This window comes from Chloracidobacterium sp. (assembly GCA_016715795.1).
GTDB lineage: Bacteria > Acidobacteriota > Blastocatellia > Pyrinomonadales > Pyrinomonadaceae > OLB17.
The window spans coordinates 488953-507584 of record JADJXP010000001.1 but is presented as its reverse complement, the minus strand read 5'-3'; the positions used below and the strand labels follow the sequence as shown (position 1 = coordinate 507584).

Here is an 18632-nt window from a genome sequence, read left to right as displayed (position 1 = left end):
TCAGGGCAAAAACAGACTGAAAAAGGGGCCTGTGTGGAAGGAATTCAGGTTTGCTTAACAGGCTTTACGCCTGTAAAATATAGATACGTTCAAGACGCTCATTATTCCAGATTTTCCGAGCATCACGCCTTGTCCAAACCCATTTTTCTGAGCCTTTTTGACCAATGGATTCACTTATAGAACGCAACCAGATCAATATCGAAGACGAGATGCGCCGGTCGTATCTCGACTACGCGATGAGCGTCATCATCGGACGCGCATTGCCCGACGTGCGCGATGGCCTTAAGCCGGTCCATCGACGCGTGTTGTACGGCATGTTCGAGGCCGGGAATACTGCCGGTAAACCATATCGCAAATCTGCGCGCGCCGTGGGCGACGTAATGGGTAAATATCATCCGCACGGTGATATGGCCATCTATGATTCGATCGTGAGAATGGCGCAGGACTTCTCGCTTCGCTACCCGCTGGTTGACGGACAGGGAAATTTTGGTTCGGTCGATGGCGATAATCCGGCAGCGATGCGTTACACCGAGATTCGACTGGCGAAGATAGCCAACGAGGTGCTCGCCGATATCGAGAAGGAGACCGTCAATTTTGTACCGAATTACGACGACTCGCTTTCAGAGCCGAGTGTCCTGCCAACCCGCGTTCCGCTTCTCTTGGTAAACGGCTCAGAGGGCATCGCCGTGGGAATGGCAACCAAGATCCCGCCGCACAACCTGACGGAGGTACTCGACGCGGCGGTCGCATTGCTCAAAGAGCCGACGATCAGCATCGATGCTCTGATCAAGATCGTGCCGGGGCCGGATTTCCCGACGGCGGGTTTCATCTACGGCCGTGAGGGCATATTGAGCGCGTACCGGTCGGGCCGCGGCATTATTCAAATGCGTGCCCGCGCCGTTGTCGATGAGATCGGACGCGGCGAGCGGATACGGAATGCCGTCGTCGTGACCGAGCTGCCCTATCAGGTCAACAAGGCCGAGTTGATCGAGAAGATGGCCGCGCTCGTCCACGAACGCAAGCTCGACGGTGTCTCAGAGATCCGCGACGAATCGAGCCGCGAGGGCATGCGCATCGTCATTGAACTCAAGCGCGACGCCGTTCCGCAGGTCGTCTTGAACAAGCTCTACAAGCTGACGCGAATGCAGTCGTCATTTGGCATCATCAATATTGCCATCGTTGACGGCCAGCCAAAGGTGCTCAATCTCAAGCAACTGCTTGAGAATTTTATTGACTTTAGGCGTGACGTTGTCAGGCGTCGAACGGAGTTTGACCTTAGAAAGGCACAGGCCCGAGCACACATCTTGGAGGGCCTGAACAAGGCAATCGACGCGCTCGACCACATCATTCCACTTATTCGCAACTCACGTTCGGTTGATGAGGCGAGGGCTTTCCTGACGGGCAACTTCTCAGGGCTCGACGAGATCAAGAAATGGCGGGGCATCACGGGCAATAAGACCGAAGAGCAGTTCTTGAAGGACCTGCGAAAGGTAATAGGCAGCCTCGAATTCAGCGAGGTTCAGGCCCAGGCGATCCTCGACCTGCAATTGCGTCGCTTGTCAGCCCTCGAGCGGCAGAAGATCCTCGACGAATATGCCGAGATCATCAAGTACATTGCCGAGCTCGAGAACATCCTCGCAAATGAAGGGGTGCTGCGGCAGGTGATCGTGGACGAGCTGACTGAGATCAAACGGCTCTACGGCGACGCCCGCCGCACTGAGATCGTTGACGCGGGGATCGAGCTTCGTATCGAAGACCTGATCCCGGATGAAGAAGTCGCGATCACGGTGACAAAGGCCGGCTATATCAAGCGTACACCTACGGCGACATATTCGCGACAGGGCCGAGGCGGCAAGGGCCGCTTAGGTGCCACTGCGAAGAACGAGGATTTTGTCGAGCACCTGTTCACGGCATCGACACACGATGCATTGATGATCTTTACCGACGACGGACAGGTCTATAAGATTAAGGTCCACGAGATACCTGAGGCTGCCGCCGCCGCTCGCGGCAAAGCGGTAGTAAATCTGGTCCAATTGTCGCAAGAACGGAAACTCGTCGCCGTGATGCCTGTTCGAGATTTTACAGAAGAGGTGTATCTCACAATGGTGACGCGCAATGGCGTTATCAAAAAGACGGCCCTCGCGGATTATCAAAATATCCGCGCGAATGGCATCAACGCGATCAATATCGACGATGGGGACGAACTGCTCGACATCATTCGGACCGACGGCAAACGACAGATCCTGATCGCCACGCACGACGGAATGGCCGTAAGGTTTCAGGAAACGGACGTAAGGCCGATGGGCCGTGCGGCCCGCGGCGTTCGCGGCGTGAACCTTCGCAAGGGCGATTACGTCGTTTCGGTCTGCTCGGTCTCGCAGGAGGGCACTGAGAAGATACTATCAGTCTCAGAAAAGGGCTTTGGTAAGCAGACCGTCGTTTCCAGCTACCGCCTTGCGAAACGCGGCGGCATCGGCGTCATCAACATGAAGACGACCGAGAAGACCGGCAAGGTCGTCGCGTCGTTCCCGATCGAGGAGTCCAGCGAGATCATGATCATCACCCAGCAGGCCAAGCTCATTCGTCTCGGCGTCGACAAGATCCGCGAGACCGGCCGCTCGGCGCAGGGCGTCACCCTGATCAAATGCGGTGAGGACGATCTCGTGACCTCGGCATCGCTTCTCGCTGCGGACGAAGAAGAGTAATGAGTTACCGCGAAATACGCGAAAGATGCTAAAAGGAAGGAATCTCTTCTTTTAGTTCGTTTCGCGGTTACCTTTTCTTTGGTTTTCGCCCGAGCAATTTGTAAACGGAATCTATCGCAGTATCAAATGCCTCGGTGTCCGTTTGCGGTGAGCAGGTCACCGCGCGGTCGTCGATAAATGCCGCGACGCGCGGTTTACCTTGGCTGGTGTAAACGTCGGCGTAAGGGATCTTGTGTTTCTCTAGCCATTCAATGATCTTGATGCGGAGCTGCCCAGTGGTCAGTAACGGAACATCGCCGCCGGGGCCGGGATCGTTTGAACATCGCGCCGAGAAGACAATAATATCGGCGACCTTGTTCAGGTTCCTCGCAAAATCAACGGCACCGGGAATCGGTGGCCCGATGTGGTCGAATCCTCTCCATTCCGTGTAGGTTGCAAGGACACCGTCGAGGTCAACGCAGACGCGCGGACGGTTTTGCGGTTGCCCGGCAGCACCTTTCTTTGGTTTTTGCACGACCTCGCGCAGCGTCGTCTTCTTTTCTTTCTTTTTTTTCAGTTTAGGCAGGGGCGACATGCGCGCCGCTATCATTGCCTCGATCGCGTCACCGCCGTCGAGCCATTCCGGCTCGCTCTCGTCCGTGCGGTCAAAGTTATAGAGGCGAGTATAATGCGGCCGCGTATGGTGGCGGCCGGCGAGCCGCAGAGTGTAGGGCAGGTCGTCAGGGCCGACCTCGCGTTTTGGTGGGAAGATCTCGGGCCGGCGGGGCAGGCCTTGTTCTTTCCAGTCCGAACGAACCAAGTCGGCATAGTCAAAGGTGTCGGCGAGCGGATACTCATCATCGAGCAGCACCCAAATATGAAAGCCGCCGGCGCCGTTCGAATCGAACACCAAAGGGTCCATTCCCTTAGCACGCAGACGGCCGGCCCACTCGAGCGTCGTCGCCCAGTTTGCCTCGATGATCTCGTCAGCATTGGGAACGTCGGGGTTGTGCAGGTCGATATCGATCGCGAACCATTTACACGTCGCGTGGTCCGAGATCGAATGTAGTCCGATGAGGTGCGCGGGCGAACGGCCTGAGAAGTGCCGTTCGAGCTTTGTGATCGTCACCATGTCGGTGCCGAGGTGACGGCGCTCTCTAATAGGCAACATCACGACCGAGATGCGGTCGTTCTTGATGGTGTATTGGCTCCAAACATCGCGGCGGTTGACGATGCGCTCCATTGCCCACTCTGCCAGCTGCGGGGCGTAGCGTATCCACTCCTCCGCGATCCAGAGGAGGCGTTTGTTGCCCGCAAATTCGACAAAGGGCGGTCGGGCCATTGCGCTATTCTACACGGCGATAGCCCGCCTTTTCACTTTCGGGCGTTATCAATTATTCTAAGTAGAAATGTCGTATCAGGTGATAGCCCGCAAATGGCGGCCGCAGACCTTTGACGAGGTAACGGGCCAGGAGGTAATTACGCAAACGCTGCGTAACGCCATCGAACATGACCGGCTGCACCATGCGTATCTGTTCTCGGGGGCGAGAGGAGTAGGGAAAACCACCACCGCGCGAATCCTGGCAAAGGCGCTGAATTGTCACAGATCTGATAAGCCTACCCTCACGCCATGCGGATCGAACGAGAAAGAAGTCTGCCCGTCGTGTCAGGAGATCGCAGAAGGCCGCTCGATGGACGTTCTTGAGATCGATGCGGCATCGCACACGGGCATCGACGACGTTCGAGAGACGATCATCAACAGCATAGATTTTAATCCCGCCCGCGACCGCTACCGTGTATTTATCATTGACGAGGTACATCAGCTATCGAAGCCCGCCTTCAACGCGTTGTTAAAAACTGTCGAAGAGCCGCCGCCGAATGTCGTTTTTGTAATGGCGACGACCGAGCTGCACAAGGTGCCGGAAACGATCACGTCGCGATGTCAGGAATTCCAGTTCCGGACCATTCCGCTGCAGAAGATATTTGATCGGCTCAAGCTGATCGCAGACGCCGAAAAGATCGATATCGATGATGATGCGCTGCGCGAACTGGCCCGTTCCGGCGAGGGGTCGATGCGTGACGCACAGTCGAATTTTGATCAGGTCATCAGTTTTTCGGGCGAGAAGATACGTGCCGTTGATGTGACTGGTGCTCTGGGATTTGCCGGGGCAGAGGTCCTTGCGAAGGCCGTGACGGCAATCGCCGAACGACAGGCCAGATCTCTGTTGGCCGTAGTCGATGACCTGATCGTTCGCGGACACGATCTGCGGAACTTCTGTCGCGATCTTTTGGGCCTCTTTCGTGATCTGCTGGTCTTCAAGATCGCCGGGAGCGAAAGTCAACTATTTGAAACAGCTGTGTTTGCGGGCGAACAAATGACGCAGATGGTATCGGGTTTTGCCGAGGCAGACCTTCTCCGCTTCTTTAATTCGCTTGCCGCAACCGAAGCCTCGCTTCGCGATGCCGCACACCCGCGATACGTCCTCGAAATTGGCCTTGTCAAGCTTATCGAGATGCGAAAGGTAGCCGACATCGAAGACCTCATCGCGCGAATGAATGCCCTGATCGGCGGCGAATCGACCTCGGTCGCCGCCTCCGCCTCGGCAACGGCCACTGAGGAAAAAAAAACTCTAATATCTGAATCGAGCCCGGCTCCTCCCGAAGAATTTACGGAAACCGAGCCCGCGACGGTTGTATTTGAGGCGATCTCTGAGCCCTTTGATGTTTCAGAACCTGTGCAGCCGCGGCGGGCTGCCTGGCTTCCGCCACCGACGGCCGAGATGCTCGCCCATATCGATGACAAGCGTCTCGACGGTGGTTACGAGCTACAGCTCGAATGGAGTGGTGACGACCTTTTACCTATCACAAATGTGTCCGCAATCGTTCGTGACTGGTTGGGACTGGCTGCGGTCGAAGACAGGCCTCCTGTGGTTGCTGCGTCGTCAGGACGGGCCGTCGCTCCGGCGTACGAGCCAAGACCGTCCTTTCAGGAGCCGATCGATCTGCCCATCCTGTCGGCCGAGCCGAGTGACGAGGAATTGCTCGAGTATGCCAAAGCACATCCGGCGGTCCGAGAGGTGATCCGCGTATTTCGAGCAGAGATAATCGAGGTCAAGCGCGTCTGACCCGTTGCGAACATAGTATTTAGGAGATCGTATATCAGGTGCGACAGGATTGATCTGATGACAAGGCGACCAGTGCAAAAGTTAAAGTGGTTGACCGTGGCGATCCTGCTGATCGCTGCGTCATTTAATGCGTTTGGGCAGGAATCTCAGCCATGGTCGCAGAATGTCTCGCCGCTGCCGTCGCCGTCCGGTTTTGTCAACGACTATGCGGGCGTTATCGATGGCGGGACAAAGCAGCGGCTCGAAACGCGATTAACGGACTTTCGCAACAAGACGAATCCGTCCGTCGAGATCGCCGTGGCAGTCGTAAAGACGACCGGCGAGAGGCCGATATTCGATTATTCCCTTGCCGTGGCACGCGGTTGGGGCATCGGATCGAAGCAGGATGATAATCCGAGCGCACTGCTCTTTGTAGCTATCGACGACCGAAAATACTTCACCCAGGTCAGCAAGGATCTCGAGGATGAGTTGCCGGATGGCGTTGTCGGCAGCCTGCAGCGGCAATACCTCGTGCCTGAATTTAAGAAGGGCAATTATGCAAAGGGCATCGAGGACACGATAAATGCCTATCTTTCAACGATCGAAAACAAGGGAAATGCACCCGTCGATCAACCACCGTCAAAGCCTTCGTCAGGCAGCACGGGTGTCAGCAGCGGTACATACGGGTTCGTTTGCTGCGTGATCATCGGTATCATCTTGCTCGCAATTATTTTTGGCGTTGCCGGTCGCCGAAAATCGAAAAAGGACAATGATCGCTGGGGCGGCGGTTTTGGTTCGTCAGGCGGCGGCGGAAGCGGTGTCAGCGATGCGTTGCCGTGGATCATCGGCGGCATCCTCAGTGGCGGAGGCGGCAGTTCGAGCAGTTCGTCATCGAGCGATTGGGGAGGCTCGTCCGGCGGCGGCTGGGGCGGATTTGGCGGCGGCGGCGATTTTGGCGGTGGCGGCGCAGGAGGCGATTGGTAGAGCATGAGACATCACTTTGAGGCATTCATCGACGATCTGAGGTCAACTCACGGCACAAATTTAGTCGCGGTCATCCTCTACGGCTCGGCCGCGGCGGGTGATTTCGTGCCAAACCGATCGGATTACAACATTCTGGTTGCGCTTGAAAGGATCGGGCCTGAAGATCTTCGCAAGTCGCACGCGTGCGTTCGCGAATGGGCCCGCATGCGTAATCCGGTGCCGGTGTATTTTACGGTATCGGAGCTGCAGAACGCCGCCGATGTTTTTCCCATAGAGTTTCATCAGATGGCAGTAGCTCATAAGGTGCTATACGGCAGCGACGTGCTTGCGGGGCTTGAGATATCTGACAAATTCCTTCGCCATCAGGCCGAATTTGAGTTGCGTAGCAAATTGATCCAACTCAGGAGGCAGTATATTCCGGTCTCGGCGTCGGTTGACGGTCTTAGGACACTGATGTCCGAGAGCCTGGCGAGCTTTGCGGTGCTATTCGGCGCGGTTCTGATACTTCGCGGCGTCGAGCCGCCGGCAACCAAGCACGAGATCGTCGCCCTGACTGCCCAGCATCTCGGCATCGACGGGACACCATTTGAAAAAATATTCAATATCCGTGAGAATAACTTCACCGGAGACCTCGATGACGCGGCCGCCAATCAACTGTTTGGCGAATACATGGAGCAGATCGAGCAGGTCATCGAGGCCGTCGATATGGCGGGAAAATAAGGAGAACTATGAAAAGAGCAATTCTATTGTCCATCGTGGCCCTGGCTGCTTTTGGCGTGTCGGGCTGCAGCTATAATGAGCTGACCGCCCAGCAGCAGCAGGTCAAGGGTAAGTGGGCGAATGTCGAATCCGCGATGCAGCGGCGGGCCGACCTGATCCCAAATCTGGTCGAGACGGCTAAGATGACCGGAATTCAGGAGCAGGAAGTATTCGGTCAGATCGCTGACGCGCGTTCACGGCTGCTCGATGCATCGAAGGCAGCAGGCACCGGTGCCGACGGCGACAAATCACCTGAGCAGAAGCAGGCAATAATTGATGCGAATAACAGCTTTGGCGGGACAATCGGACGGCTTCTGAGCCTTAATGAGCAGTATCCTCAATTGCGCTCCAGCGAGGCTTTTATGAAGGTCCAAGACGAGTTGTCGGGAACTGAGAACCGCATCAACACTGCTCGCCTCGACTTTAACGACATCGTGACAAAATACAACACGACGCGAAACTCATTTCCTGCGGTATTGACCGCCGGGCTGTTGGGATTTAAGGAAGAGCCTTATTTCAAGGCCGACGAAGCAGCCAAGACCGTCCCGTCCGTCGGTGACGCCAACTCGCTGAGAAAAACGCAGCCCGCGGCCCCGGCCGCTCCGGCGCCGGCAAACAAGCCGTAGCTAGAATCCGCGCGAATTGCACATCGAACAATGATCACAAGGCTTGCCGGGCTCGAACTGGCAGGCCTTTTCCTTTTTGTAGTGGGCGAAAATGCTGTCGGCAATTGCCTCAGCCACGCTGAATTTGTCGAGGCTGGGATGACCGATCGGCTCGGGTGCGACAGCCGTTCGGCCAGACTCCAGTTTGTCCAGCCGATGATTGATCTTCTCGATAGCTGCAAAGAGCGATGCCATCTCATCAGGTGATCGCTTGGTTTCTGCGGGAGCCATAGAAATTACAACAGGTCGATACGGTCGACCACGGCGACGATCGCTGAGTCTATTGCCGCTCCGGCACGGCCGGTGGCGGCGGTTGAGGCGGACCAGCCTTCCTGGGCGATGATGACGATGTCGCCTTCGCCGGAATCGACTGAATCGAGAGCGATGCAGGTGTAATCCATGTCTTTGCCATCGGGTGTGATCTGGCGGCAGAGCATCGCGCGGCTGCCCTCGTAGCGTTGGTTCTTATGGGTGGCGACGACGTTACCGATGACTCTGGCTAGCAACATAATAGTGAATGGTGAACGATGAATGATGAGTGAAGAATCTTGCATTCACCACCCCGCATTCATCATCTACCATTAAATACGTGGGCGTCGGAATCGATGATCCCGACTATTGTGCAGTCGGTCGGCGTCTCGTCGCGTTTGAATGGGAACGACGCCTCTTTGCCTCGACACCAAAAGACAAGCTCTCCGACGCCTGCACCGACGGCGTCGAGCGCGACCATCGGCGAGCCTTTCGCTTTTAGATCTGCATCAAGGGTCTGGACGATGAGGAACTTGCGGCCCTCGAGCGAGACGTTTTTGACCGTAGAGACGACATTGCCGATAACGCGTGCGATCTGCATTGGCTCAAATGAGATCGAAGCTGTCGATGACGCCAATGATCGCGCTGTCCACCGGACAATCCTTGTTGCCCTCGGCCATGCGTGCGCTTGAGCCGCCGACGACGATAACCTTTTCGTGATAGCCCGCACCGACGGTATCGACGGCGACAATATAGCCGCTCTGGTCAGAGCCGTCGAGATTGATCGGCTTGACGATGAGCAGCTTTTTGCCTTGCAGCCGTTCGTCCTTTTGAGTGGACACGACGGTGCCCAGAATGCGTGCGATGATCATGGCGTGGTTCAAGGCCCAAAGTTCAATGTTCAAAGTAAAGATCGTTCAACCGACCTTGAACTTGGAACCTTGAACTTTGAACTTACTTCCGGACGACCGGCAGCGTTTCGTCCACGCTTGCGTGCGGACGCGGGATGACATGGACGCTGACAAGTTCGCCGACGCGTCGCGCAGCCGCGGCACCGGCATCGGTGGCGGCCTTAACGGCCGCGACATCGCCGCGGACGATCGCCGTCACAAAACCGGCGCCGATCTTTTCATACGAGACGAGCTGGACATTTGCGGCCTTGACCATGGCGTCGGCGGCCTCGATCGTTGCGACTAGTCCCTTTGTTTCAACCATTCCTAATGCTTCTTGCATTGAGTTTGCTCCTGGTTCGATCTGACTGAAAAAGCTTTGCTAGTTTACCCCAATTTTGCCGCTTGGCTCAAAAGTTCTATCAATTCTTCGCGCGTGAACGAAATTTTCCTGCCGTTCGCGCCGCCCTGAGACGGATAGCTGATGTCGAGGTCGCAGGCGATCTTGGCGTCGTGCAGATACCCGCAGGCTTGGCATCGGGCGTTTTCCTTCAGGTAGCCGGCCTTTTCACGGATCTGGATCAGCTTTTCGATCGCGTCCTCAGGCAGATCATTTGCACCGCCAAGAGCCTTTGCAAGGATCGCGATCTTCGCGGTGTGTTCGAGAGTTTCGAGACGGTCCCAGGCCTGCCACAGGTCCTCGCCGTAGGCGACGGCACCGTGATTGGCCATCAGAAGCGCGTTGTGATGGGCAACGAATGGCTTCATCGCCTCGGTCAGCTCGTTTGTCGATGGTGTTCCGTAATCGGTCAGCGGAACGCAGCCAAGCGTCAATATAACCTCACTCAAGATCGGCTTGTCGATGGCGATACCGGCGACTGCGAACGCCGTCCCGTGCGGCGGATGCGCGTGGCAGACGGCCTTGATGTCGGGTCGCATCTTGTAGATGAGCAAATGCATCGCAAGCTCGCTCGATGCACGCTTGTCGGACAGCGGCCCGCCGTCCATGTCGGTCAATGCAAGGCAATCCTCGGTCATGCGGCCCTTGCAAGTCATCGTGGGCGTCGCGAGCACAAGGTTCTCGCCCAACCGTATCGAGACGTTGCCGTCAGACGAGACGACATAGCTGCGTTCGTACATCAGCTTGCCGATCTCGACGATGAGTTTTCGCGCCGAGGATTCGTCCATAGAAACAGGAAACCACAGATTAACACAAACCTCGCGGCGGCGTTAATCTGTGGTCTTTTCGTAGAAAATTTATCTATTCTGAGTCTTTAGGTGCGATCGGTGGCGGCGGTACCGACAGGCCTTCCAAGTCCGGCGCTTCAAATTCATGGTTCATTTCCAGATCGCGGACCACATGCGAGTGGCCACTCTCCAAGCTGTTTCGAAGCCGAAGGTTCTCATTGCGCAGCTCATCGATCTCTACGCGCAGCCGCTGCATTTCGTGACGTTTTTTGCCGCGGCGGCAGCGGTCACCGGATGCTCCGACGTCAACAAAAAAACTGGCTATAAAAACACCCACTGCGAAGGTTGCCACGAATGGGATCAACCTCTTTATCCAAGCCGTACTACGCATGATCTTGAAAACCTCTTGACTCTTGAGTACGTCGGCAGTGAAACATCGGATTCACGCCATCGTAACTTCATATTACGCCCGATCCGAGCAAAGCGCCAAGTCGTCCTGGTTTGGTGCCGCGACGCAGAGTTTCGTTGCCCTCGAGCGCTAATTGCTCTACAATCCAACCTCAATGATCGCCTATCTCTCAGGCAAGCTGCTCGAAAAGCAGCCCGGCACCGTAATTATTGATGTCAGCGGCGTCGGATACGAGGTCTCGATACCGCTTTCGACATTTTACGAGCTCGGCGAGGCTGGGTCGGACGTGCAGTTGCGTATCTACACGCACGTTCGCGAGGACGCCATTCAACTGTATGGTTTTAAGACGCTTCGCGAGCGCGACCTGTTCCTGCGACTCATCTCTGTCCAGGGCGTCGGTGCCAAGCTTGGCATCGCAATGCTCTCCGGCATGAGTGCGGATGATATTGTGATGGCGATTCGCACGGATGATCTGGCACGGCTGACGGGCATTCCCGGCGTCGGGCGAAAAACGGCCGAGCGTCTGGTGATCGAGCTTCGCGACAAGGTCGGTGAATTATCAGGCGACACACGCTCAGCGGTTGATGACGCCCGGCCGACGCTGCCGAAGGATGCGATATTCGATGACGCACTCTCCGCCCTAGTCAATTTGGGTTACCAACGAAACGCCGCTGAAAAAGCCCTGAATCAAGCCGCGAAAGAAGGCACAGAGATCAGCGTTCAAAAGCTGCTCCGTCGAAGCTTGCAGATGTTGGCGAAGTGATGCTCGACATTCTCCGCCACATCCGAAGCGACATTTCAAAGCTCAATCGCCGCGCAGTTTTCGCGTTCGTCTATGCTGCCGTTGGCCTGACGTGTATCTCATATCTAAAGAACCCCTGGTACCTGCAGAAACTGCTTTCGGCAACGCCGCTCTCGCACATCGGTAACGAGGTGGTGAAGGCGACCAATAACAACCTCTACGCATTGGTTTGGTGGGTCGCGGTCTCGGTTTTCTTTTACTTCGTTGTGCCGGCGGTCATCGTCCGGTTTATTCAGAAGCGTCCACTCAGCGAGATCGGCTTGGCATATCGTATCGAGCCGGGGTTCCTGAAGCTGCTCGCGGTGTGCATTCTCCTGATGCTGCCGCTTACATATCTGATGTCGCTGACGAGCGGCTTTTCGTCGAAGTATCCGTTCCTGCAGGTTTATGACAATGCCCCGTACCTCTCGACGACCTTGCTTATCTGGGAGCTTGTGTATTTTCTCCAGTTCTTCGGCCTCGAATTCTTTTTCCGCGGTTTTATGGTCCACAGCCTCAAGCCGTCGCTTGGGTTCTATTCGATCTTCGCGATGACCGTGCCCTACACAATGATCCACTTCCAAAAGCCGATGGCCGAAACCTTTGCGGCAGTCTGCGCCGGAATATTTCTCGGCTGGATATCCTATCGAAACGGCACCATCTGGCTCGGCCTCGTATTGCATTGCACGGTGGCGTTCTCGATGGATATTTTGGCTCTGTGGAACAAGGGGCTGATCTAGTCAGAACCGCCTGCGTAAGCGGGCGGTCAGTCCGTTGCCTTTGAAGTCCCGCAAACGAGACCAACTGGCCGCCCGCTTACGCAGGCGGTTCTGACTGACAGCGATCTGCGGTAACATTTGATAAGTCATGACGACGGCGGCAATCAATATTAGGAACGAGGACCTTTCGCCTGAGGAATCGAAATTCGAGGCTTCCCTGCGTCCGTCGCGCCTTGAGGAATATATCGGCCAGCAGAAGGTGAAAGAGAACCTGCGCGTCTTTATGAAAGCCGCGCTCAAACGGCGCGAGGCGCTCGACCACATTCTGCTTACCGGCCCGCCGGGCGTTGGCAAGACCACCCTGTCAAATATCGTCGCCAACGAAATGGGCACTAACCTCAAATCGACCGCCGGCCCGATCATTGAGAAAGCCGGTGACCTGGCGGCGATACTGAGCAATCTTGAAGAAGGAGATGTCCTTTTTATCGACGAGATCCATAGGCTTAATCCCGCGATCGAAGAGATACTTTATCCGGCGATGGAAGATTACGTCCTTCCGATAATGATCGGGCAAGGGCCGGCGGCCAGGCCTGTGACGCTGGAATTACCAAAGTTTACCCTCGTAGGTGCAACAACTCGGCCGGGGCTGATAACGGCACCGCTGAGAGGCCGCTTTGGTATCATCTTTCATCTCGATTTCTACGGCGTTGATGAGCTTCAGACGATCTGCAAGCGATCGGCGGGGATATTGGGCGTTGAAATCGAGGAGGCAGGCTCACACGAGATCGCCCGGCGTGGACGCGGCACGCCGCGTATTGTTAATCGACTGTTGAGGCGCGTTCGCGACTTCGCCGAAGTCGATCATGACGGACGTATTACCGAGCAGGTTGCCGCCGATGCTCTCGACAAAATGGAGGTTGATTCTTACGGCCTCGACGAGATGGACGCCAAGCTGCTCAAGACGATCATCGAGAAATTCGACGGCGGCCCGGTCGGCCTCGGCACGCTGTCGGCGTCTATCCACGAGGAAAAAGATTCGATCGAAGAGATCATCGAGCCGTACCTTCTGCAGATCGGCTTTCTCAATCGAACGCCCCGTGGCCGAGTTGCGACACGACTTGCCTACGAGCACTTCGGCCTCGCCAACCTGATGCGCGCCGTCGACACGCCAACGCTGTTCGGCTAGGCAGCGTCTTGATTTGGGTTATTCGTGCATTCGTGGCTATTTCTTTCGAATGCGTTATTAGCCACGAATGCACGAATGAAAACACGGCATTCAGCCAAGAAATTCGTTGCCCGAGCCGTTCCAAATACAATAGAATCAAATAAATATGGCAAGGCCGCTTGTTCTATCGCTCGACGGGCAGGAGTTCTCCGTTTCGATCCGCAAGATCGACCGCGATATGCTCTATGGCTCGATGGAGATAGAGGCGTTTGACGAGAAGGGAGATCCCGCCGACCTGCTGGTGCTGGCGGCGGACGGAAAAACGCTACTCGACAAAGGCGGCACGGCCCTCGCGACGCTGGATGAAAAAGGAAACTCGATAGAACGCAACACGCTCAAGTCAGTAAACCTCGAGGGCAAGGAACTTGACCTGGTCGAATCGTCATTCTCCAAACCGAACAAGCTAAAGAAAGCGGACGTCAACGATTATCTCGCCCAGCTTGTAAAATCGGTCTATTTGCTCGATCCGTATGAGGACGGCGATATCGATTATTTGCTCGACCACCTTTCGGCGGGGCTTATTTACCGGTTCCCGTTCAGCTATCGCGGCGGGACGGAGTACGACAATGCGTTCGTCGTCGGCAACGGCTCGGATGCCTTTATGATCATCGGCAAGCAGGCGAATTTTCATTTCTCTAAACTAAATCAGGTCGCCAAACTCGATGCGACCGAGGAGCAGGACATCTTAGGCGACGACATCGATTTTGATCTCTTCTAAGGAGGAACCACGAAAGGACACGAAAATACACAAACAAAAAAGATCGCATTTTGTGAGTGTTTCGTGTTATTTCGTGGTTCGTCTTATGGCGATAAACATCAGCAATCAAAAGGGTCGTGACGCCGTCGTGGCGTTTGAGGCCGTCGTGCCGAAACGGGAGATTGCCTTTGTCGATCCCAAAGGCAAACCGGTCACTACGCAGAAGCTGCTAAAGGCCGACATCGGACACGATCTGGCGGCAATCCAAAAAAAGAAGAAGGACTTGAACGCTGTCGCAAAGGCGCTGATCAAGGACGATCCCGAGATCAACATGGAACAATTTGGGATGTTCCTGACCGACACGTCGCGAGTCTATGTCTCAAAGAAAGGCATCATTCACCTCGTCGAGGAATTTGAGGTCATAAAAAAAGCCGACGGCAGTGTTCGCGAGCGGCGGCCGCGTCAGAAGCAGCCGCAGAATATCAACTCAGATATTCCGCTAAGGTGGTCGGGCAAGTTCATCAAGAAGGACGAAGCCGTGCACCGGTTTATCTTTACGCACAAGCGACAGCTTATTCACGTCAACGGCCTGACGTATGACTTTCTCTATGAGATGGCAAAAGAGCTCGATAAGCGCGACTCGCTGATGCTGCTTCGCGGCGGCGAAAAGGGCGATCAGCCGATCATCCTCACACGCGGTGCGAGGCCGTATAACGCCTTCCTCGAAGGCCATATCAAGGGCGATTCATATTGCCTGATCCTTCAGCTCTCGAATATGGAGCTAAAGCGTCCAACGGAGGCGGGCAGAAAGTGAACCTCGACGTCGACAAGTCACGCCTCGCTAAGAAGAAGGGCGATTACTTTACGGCGGATGCGATCCATCTGGCCGACCCGTCGCTGCACGCAAGAGCGCAGGATTACAAGCGGGTCCTCGGCGGCAAGATGCGCGCCGTCTCAGCCCAGGATATTGGACGCATAAATGCGGCGCGGGCGTATATCGCGACACGAAAGTACGACGGCGAGTTCTCGCTTGTCTTCTTCAATGGCGAAAAGCTGATCTCCGTGAATCCCGGCGGCACGGTTCGCCTCGGCCTGCCGTGTTTTCACGAGGCCGAAAAGTTACTAAAAGCTGCGAAGGTCAACTCCTGTATTCTCGGCGGCGAGATCTACATGCAGGCCGAGCAGAGCAAGGGCTTGCGTATCCATCAGGTCGTGAGCGTGCTGCGCAATCCAAAGTCCGAGGTCGACATGGAGCGGCTCGGACTTGCGATATTTGATGTTGCTGAAGCGAATGGCGAAAAGGTCGACTCTATAAAGAAGGCCTTTCAGTTTGCAGACAAATGGTTTGGTAAGGGTAAGCGGGTTCATCCGGTCGAACACGTTCCGACAAAGAAGAATGACGACATCCTCGAACTGATGGCCGATTGGGTCATTGACAAGGGCTCCGAGGGCATCGTTCTTCAGCACGACACGGCAAACTGGTACAAGATCAAGCTGCGCCACAATCTAGACGCCGCGATCATCGGTTACAGCGAGGGTAGCGATGAGCGCAAGGGCCTGCTCCACGATCTCTTAGTTGCCGTGATGCGCACCGATGGGACATTCCATGAACTGACACGCGTCGGCGGCGGCTTTTCGGATGAAGAGCGTAAAGAGATAGCCGCGACCCTCAAGAAACGCATCGTCCCTTCGGATTACGTTGCGGTCAATAACGACTATGTGGCTTACGAAATGATCAAGCCCGGCCCGGTGATCGAGCTTTCGTGTCTTGACTTGATCAGTGAAAGTTCGCGCGGCGGGCCGGTCAACCGCATGGTCCTCAAATTTGATGGCAAACGGTACAATGCCCTCTCGCGAATGCCGCTGGTAAGCGTTATCTCGCCGCAGTTCATCCGTATTCGTGACGATAAGGAGGCAACGGTCGAGGACGTTAGCATCAACCAGCTCACCGAGATGGTGACAGTCGCCGCGGCTGAAAAGCCGGCCGACGACAATGTCGGAACGCCGAGCACGCTCCTCGAACGCGAAGTTTATACCAAGCAGATGAAGGGCAACACGATGGTGCGTAAGCTGCTGCTGTGGAAGACGAATAAGGGGGACAAGCCTGAGTTTCCGGCTTACGTAGTTTATCTTACAGATTTCTCACCAAACCGTGTCGAACCGCTGCAGCGCGAGATCAGAATAGCCGAGACCGAGGCGGCGGCGCGCAAGCACTATAAGCGTATGGCCGAGGAAAACTTTATTGGCGGTTGGGACAAGGTTGGAACGTGACCTGTAATTAGCGTCTCGATGCGAACGAAGGATCTAGTTCTATTGCACGGGTGAATCGCTTCTCAGCCAACTCGTTGAACCTGAGGTTCTGCAATCGCAGACCCAACATCCACTGAAAGTAGGCATTCTCAGGGGCGGCCCGATCCGCCTTCTGCTCGTATTGCAAGGCTGCTTCGGCATTGCTTTGGGCCATAGCTCCGGCCAGCACATAGTTTGCCAGCGGCATATTCGCGTTCAATTTGAGTGCGTCGGTCCATGCCTGTATGGCCTGCTCGCGCGCTCCCATCTGCCATAGTGCCTCGCCCCTTTCCTCGCGGGCGGGCATTAGGTCGGGCCGTTCGGTGATCGCCATGTCGAGGTTTGTGACAGCCTCGCGATATTGGCCGGTGCGGTTGAGGATCGCGCCCCGATAATAGAGGCTTAGCGTGCGTTGCTCGCCAGTCTGCTTTTCGGTTGCCGTGCGGAGCAGATCGACGGCGCGAGGACTATTACCAGAAAGATACTCCAGCCACGCGAGTTTCGAGATGGCCTCGCGGTTGGTGAACAGGCTGACCCGCCGCGCGTTGTAAAATGCGTCCTTTCCGCTCTCGACGGCCTGCTTATCCGATGGTGAAAGCCACTCGGCCGCGTTCGCTTGGGCCAAGGCGAGTTCGTCTGGGACCGTCAGCTTTTCAAAGGCGAGTTTTGCCTTCCGTTCGTAATACCGCACATAGCCACTGTGGGCATTCAGCCCCAGCCAGATGACTGCAAACGCGAGAAACGCCCAGCCTGCGGCTGTGATCCTTCCGGCGGACCGCAGGCTGCGTCCGTAGAAGGCACTGTCTCCGGAGCGAAACAATTTTATTGTTCGGACGGCGAGAAACGTCGATACGGCCGCGATACCCAGGGCCATCAGCATGGGGACAAGTTGATAAACTTCCCAAACCGCCAGCAGACTGGCGAGAAATACAGCGCCGGCAAGCAGTTCCTCCGGCCAGGTCAACGAGTAACTTCGCGTCACGGATACGCCACGCGTGGCAATAGAAGGTTTTCCCAGGCCAAAGTAGAGGGCGTCGTTTGGACAGACGGAAATGCAGTCGAGACACTTCATGCAGCCCGGATCGACCACCATGCCAAACTGCTTGACCTCGGCGTGGACGAGGACATTGGAAGTGCAGACGGCCGTGCAATGACCGCACTGATTGCAGGCATCATTGACCCTGATCTTACCGGGAGCAAGCTTATCTGCAATACCAAAGAAGCCGCCATACGGGCAGGCGTAGGTACAAAATCCTTTCTGGCCCAAGAAGTAAACCACAACGAAGCCACATATGAATAGAAAGGGTATCGCCACCGCCACGGACGGGAATGTTGCCCAGAATTCGGTCGTTACAAGATGATTTGTGAACTCGGGGATAAGGGGTTCGTTCTTCGGTTTCGTCAGATAGCGTCCGATCGTGGGCCAGACGAACATATACAGCGCCGCCATCAACGGAACAAAGATGAGAAGGCGCGAGCGGAACGGCCTAGGCGTGAGTCCGACCTTCTTCAGTATCCATCCGCAGAGATCCTGCAAGGCAACAACGTGGCAGCCCCAACCGCATACGAATCGACCAAAGATCAAGGTTGCGAGGATCGCGACGCTGAAGAATATGAAACCGGCATTCACCGCGCCGCTCCGGAGTGTGAACATCGATTCTGACGGCTCAACCGGTGAGATCGTAGATCCGGTGAGTTTCCATTGAATAACGTGGGCAACGATCAGCAGATTGATGCCGATCAACGCGGCGGCGCGCCAGCGGGCATTACGGGAATGGCGGACGCCGCTCGCTGCCGCGCTCGTGGCCAGGACGGGCAGTTCGCCGCGTCTTTTTGCTTGCTCGGGTCTGCCTTCGCACCCAGGTTTCATAGTGGACCGTAGCTTCTCGACTTGGTTAAAATTGCGTAAAGCTCACGTTCATTTTAGGACGCGAATCTTTTTGACATTCTCTCTTATGTTAGCTAAACTATGGCGCTGTTTCCATTAGG

Annotated in this window: 20 protein-coding genes; 11 read left to right on the top strand and 9 right to left on the bottom strand. The window is 55.7% G+C overall.

The window, feature by feature from the left end:
- The first annotated feature begins 164 nt into the window (after nt 1-164).
- Complete coding sequence (gene gyrA / locus IPM59_02300; protein MBK9214425.1) at nt 165-2705, top strand: DNA gyrase subunit A; 2541 nt, start codon at nt 165-167, stop codon at nt 2703-2705.
- A 67-nt stretch (nt 2706-2772) separates the two neighbouring features.
- Here gyrA and IPM59_02295 read toward each other — a convergent pair whose 3' ends face one another.
- On the bottom strand, nt 2773-4026 hold the full coding sequence (locus IPM59_02295; protein ID MBK9214424.1) for a hypothetical protein: 1254 nt from the start codon (nt 4024-4026) through the stop codon (nt 2773-2775).
- A 67-nt stretch (nt 4027-4093) separates the two neighbouring features.
- On the opposite strand from IPM59_02295, the gene dnaX reads away from it, so the two are divergent.
- The 4 genes from dnaX to IPM59_02275 all read left to right on the top strand — a co-directional run bounded on the left by dnaX (nt 4094) and on the right by IPM59_02275 (nt 8157).
- Nucleotides 4094-5809: a DNA polymerase III subunit gamma/tau gene (gene dnaX / locus IPM59_02290; GenBank protein MBK9214423.1), complete on the top strand. Its 1716-nt coding sequence runs from the start codon at nt 4094-4096 to the stop codon at nt 5807-5809.
- Between the two features lie 72 nt (nt 5810-5881).
- Nucleotides 5882-6772, top strand: a complete 891-nt coding sequence (locus IPM59_02285; GenBank protein ID MBK9214422.1) for a TPM domain-containing protein — start codon at nt 5882-5884, stop codon at nt 6770-6772.
- Nucleotides 6773-6775: 3 nt separating this feature from the next.
- Nucleotides 6776-7492 (top strand): nucleotidyltransferase domain-containing protein, encoded by a 717-nt coding sequence (locus IPM59_02280; protein MBK9214421.1) that lies wholly within the window; start codon nt 6776-6778, stop codon nt 7490-7492.
- Between the two features lie 8 nt (nt 7493-7500).
- Nucleotides 7501-8157, top strand: a complete 657-nt coding sequence (locus IPM59_02275; protein ID MBK9214420.1) for a LemA family protein — start codon at nt 7501-7503, stop codon at nt 8155-8157.
- On the opposite strand, the gene IPM59_02270 is transcribed toward IPM59_02275, so the two are convergent.
- The 7 genes from IPM59_02270 to IPM59_02240 form a co-directional block, all read right to left on the bottom strand.
- Nucleotides 8158-8427 carry a hypothetical protein gene (locus IPM59_02270; protein ID MBK9214419.1) on the bottom strand — a complete coding sequence of 90 codons (270 nt, stop codon included), beginning with the start codon at nt 8425-8427 and terminating at the stop codon, nt 8158-8160.
- 5 nt (nt 8428-8432) lie between these two features.
- On the bottom strand, nt 8433-8705 hold the full coding sequence (locus IPM59_02265; GenBank protein MBK9214418.1) for an ethanolamine utilization protein EutN: 273 nt from the start codon (nt 8703-8705) through the stop codon (nt 8433-8435).
- A 62-nt stretch (nt 8706-8767) separates the two neighbouring features.
- Nucleotides 8768-9046, bottom strand: a complete 279-nt coding sequence (locus tag IPM59_02260; GenBank protein ID MBK9214417.1) for a EutN/CcmL family microcompartment protein — start codon at nt 9044-9046, stop codon at nt 8768-8770.
- Between the two features lie 4 nt (nt 9047-9050).
- Nucleotides 9051-9317, bottom strand: a complete 267-nt coding sequence (locus tag IPM59_02255) for a EutN/CcmL family microcompartment protein (GenBank protein ID MBK9214416.1) — start codon at nt 9315-9317, stop codon at nt 9051-9053.
- A gap of 82 nt (nt 9318-9399) precedes the next feature.
- Entirely contained in the window at nt 9400-9678 is a 279-nt protein-coding gene (gene eutM / locus IPM59_02250; protein MBK9214415.1) for an ethanolamine utilization microcompartment protein EutM, read from the bottom strand.
- A 44-nt stretch (nt 9679-9722) separates the two neighbouring features.
- Entirely contained in the window at nt 9723-10523 is an 801-nt protein-coding gene (locus IPM59_02245) for a class II aldolase/adducin family protein (protein MBK9214414.1), read from the bottom strand.
- 73 nt (nt 10524-10596) lie between these two features.
- Entirely contained in the window at nt 10597-10914 is a 318-nt protein-coding gene (locus IPM59_02240; GenBank protein MBK9214413.1) for a hypothetical protein, read from the bottom strand.
- A 172-nt stretch (nt 10915-11086) separates the two neighbouring features.
- Between IPM59_02240 and ruvA the strand changes: the two genes are divergently transcribed.
- The 6 genes from ruvA (at nt 11087) to IPM59_02210 (ending at nt 16625) form a co-directional block, all read left to right on the top strand.
- On the top strand, nt 11087-11695 hold the full coding sequence (gene ruvA, locus IPM59_02235) for a Holliday junction branch migration protein RuvA (protein ID MBK9214412.1): 609 nt from the start codon (nt 11087-11089) through the stop codon (nt 11693-11695).
- Nucleotides 11695-12453: a CPBP family intramembrane metalloprotease gene (locus IPM59_02230; GenBank protein ID MBK9214411.1), complete on the top strand. Its 759-nt coding sequence runs from the start codon at nt 11695-11697 to the stop codon at nt 12451-12453. The genes ruvA and IPM59_02230 overlap by 1 nt, the downstream gene beginning before the upstream one ends.
- A gap of 127 nt (nt 12454-12580) precedes the next feature.
- Nucleotides 12581-13618, top strand: a complete 1038-nt coding sequence (gene ruvB / locus IPM59_02225; GenBank protein ID MBK9214410.1) for a Holliday junction branch migration DNA helicase RuvB — start codon at nt 12581-12583, stop codon at nt 13616-13618.
- A 145-nt stretch (nt 13619-13763) separates the two neighbouring features.
- The gene (locus IPM59_02220; GenBank protein MBK9214409.1) at nt 13764-14375 is read left to right on the top strand and encodes a hypothetical protein; all 612 of its coding nucleotides are present in this window, start codon (nt 13764-13766) and stop codon (nt 14373-14375) included.
- Between the two features lie 85 nt (nt 14376-14460).
- Nucleotides 14461-15168 carry a hypothetical protein gene (locus IPM59_02215; protein ID MBK9214408.1) on the top strand — a complete coding sequence of 236 codons (708 nt, stop codon included), beginning with the start codon at nt 14461-14463 and terminating at the stop codon, nt 15166-15168.
- Nucleotides 15165-16625 (top strand): ATP-dependent DNA ligase, encoded by a 1461-nt coding sequence (locus IPM59_02210; protein MBK9214407.1) that lies wholly within the window; start codon nt 15165-15167, stop codon nt 16623-16625. The genes IPM59_02215 and IPM59_02210 overlap by 4 nt, the downstream gene beginning before the upstream one ends.
- 7 nt (nt 16626-16632) lie before the next feature.
- Here the strand turns inward: IPM59_02210 and IPM59_02205 are convergent, their stop codons facing one another.
- The gene (locus tag IPM59_02205; GenBank protein ID MBK9214406.1) at nt 16633-18513 is read right to left on the bottom strand and encodes a 4Fe-4S binding protein; all 1881 of its coding nucleotides are present in this window, start codon (nt 18511-18513) and stop codon (nt 16633-16635) included.
- Nucleotides 18514-18632: the final 119 nt, after the last annotated feature.